The organism is Streptomyces alkaliphilus, assembly GCF_014141535.1.
Classification (GTDB): domain Bacteria; phylum Actinomycetota; class Actinomycetes; order Streptomycetales; family Streptomycetaceae; genus Streptomyces; species Streptomyces alkaliphilus.
In genome coordinates this window covers 1-2,060 of sequence record NZ_VKHT01000896.1, presented here as the reverse complement: position 1 = coordinate 2,060, position 2,060 = coordinate 1, and the positions used below count along the sequence as shown (strand labels likewise).

The window sequence follows — 2,060 nt, the reverse complement described above, 5'->3', positions numbered from 1 at the left end:
GGCCGGGGCGGTGGAGGTGCTGCCGCTGTACGCGCGACTGAGCCACGCCGAGCAGCAGCGGGTCTTCCAGCGGCACTCGGGGCGCCGGGTGGTGCTGGCCACCAACGTGGCGGAGACCTCGCTGACCGTGCCGGGCATCAAGTACGTCGTCGACCCCGGTTTCGCGCGGATCTCCCGGTACAGCCACCGCACCAAGGTGCAGCGGCTGCCGATCGAGCCGGTCTCGCAGGCCAGTGCCAACCAGCGCAAGGGACGTTGCGGGCGCACCAGCGACGGCATCTGTATCCGGCTGTACTCGGAGGAGGACTTCGCGTCCCGGCCGGAGTTCACCGATCCGGAGATCCTGCGCACCAACCTGGCGTCGGTGATCCTCCAGATGAACGCGGCGGGCCTCGGCGAGATCGAGCGGTTCCCGTTCATCGACCCACCCGACCACCGCAGCGTGCGGGCGGGCGTGCAGTTGCTGGAGGAACTGCACGCGCTGGACACCGGGCAGAAGGACCCGCGCAAGCGGCTGACGGAGACCGGGCGCCGGTTGGCGCAGTTGCCGGTGGACCCGCGGTTGGCGCGGATGGTGCTGGAGGCCGAGCGCAACGGTTGTGTGCGCGAGGTGCTGGTGATCGTGGCGGCGCTGTCGATCCAGGATCCGCGCGAGCGGCCGGCGGAGCTGCAGCAGCAGGCGGACGCGAAGCACCGGCGGTTCCGGGAGGGCCCGGCGGAACACTCGGACTTCCTGGCGCTGTGGAACCTGTGGGAGTACGTGCGCGAACGGCAGCGGGAGCTGTCCTCCTCGGCGTTCCGCCGGATGTGCCGCGACGAGTTCCTGAACTGGCTGCGGATACGAGAATGGCAGGACATCGTGGGCCAGTTGCGCACGGTGGTCAAGCAGATGGGGATCGGGGCCGGCGAGAACGGGAACCCGGTGGCGGACCCGGACCGGATCCACCAGTCCCTGCTGGCGGGATTGTTGTCGCACATCGGGTTGAAGGACACCGATAAGCAGGAGTACCTGGGGGCGCGCGGCGCGCGGTTCGCGGTGTTCCCCGGTTCGGCGCTGTTCCGCAAGCCGCCGCGGTGGGTGATGTCGGCGGAGCTGGTGGAGACCTCGCGGCTGTGGGCGCGGGTGAACGCGCGGATCGAGCCGGACTGGGTGGAGCCGCTGGCGGAGCATCTGGTGAAGCGCACCTACAGCGAGCCGCACTGGGAGCAGAAGCAGGCGGCGGTGATGGCCTATGAGCGGGTCACCCTCTACGGGGTGCCGCTGGTGGCGAATCGCAAGGTCAATTACGGGCGGATCGACCCGGACACCTGTCGTGAGCTGTTCATCCGGCACGCGCTGGTGGAAGGCGACTGGCGGACCCACCACGAGTTCTTCCGGGAGAACCGGAAGCTGTTGGCCGAGGTGGAGGAGCTGGAGCACCGGGCGCGGCGTCGCGACATCCTGGTGGACGACGAGACGCTCTTCGACTTCTACGACCAACGCGTGCCCGAGCACGTGGTGTCGGGGGCGCACTTCGACTCCTGGTGGAAGCGCAAGCGCGCCGAGGCGCCGGACCTGCTGAGCTTCGAGAAGTCGATGCTGGTCAACGAACGGGCGGCGGGCATCACCCGTGAGGATTACCCGGACGTGTGGCGGCAGGGCCGGCTGCGGCTGCGGGTGACCTACCAGTTCGAGCCGGGGACGGACGCGGACGGCGTGACCGTGCACGTGCCGCTCCAGGTGCTCAACCAGGTGACGACCGAGGGCTTCGACTGGCAGATCCCGGGGTTGCGGGAGCAGGTGGTGACGGAGCTGATCCGCACCCTGCCCAAGCCGCTGCGGCGGCGGTGCGTGCCCGCACCGGACGTGGCGCGGCGGTTCCTGGCCGAGGAGGCCCCGGAGCCGGGATCGGTACCGCTGGTGGAGGCGCTGGCCCGGGGGTTGCGCCGGCTCACCGGCGCGGAGATCGATCCGGAGGACTTCGCTCCGGAGAACGTTCCCGACCACCTGCGGATCACCTTCCGAGTGGTGGACGAGCCGGCCGGCGGTTCCGGGCGGGGCCGGGGACGCGGTCGGGCCG

1 protein-coding gene is annotated in these 2,060 nt (G+C 70.3%); it reads left to right on the top strand.

The features are described from left to right. The coding region (hrpA, locus tag FNQ90_RS20900; RefSeq protein WP_182607770.1) for an ATP-dependent RNA helicase HrpA at positions 1 to 2,060 on the top strand (2,060 nt) is incomplete at both ends.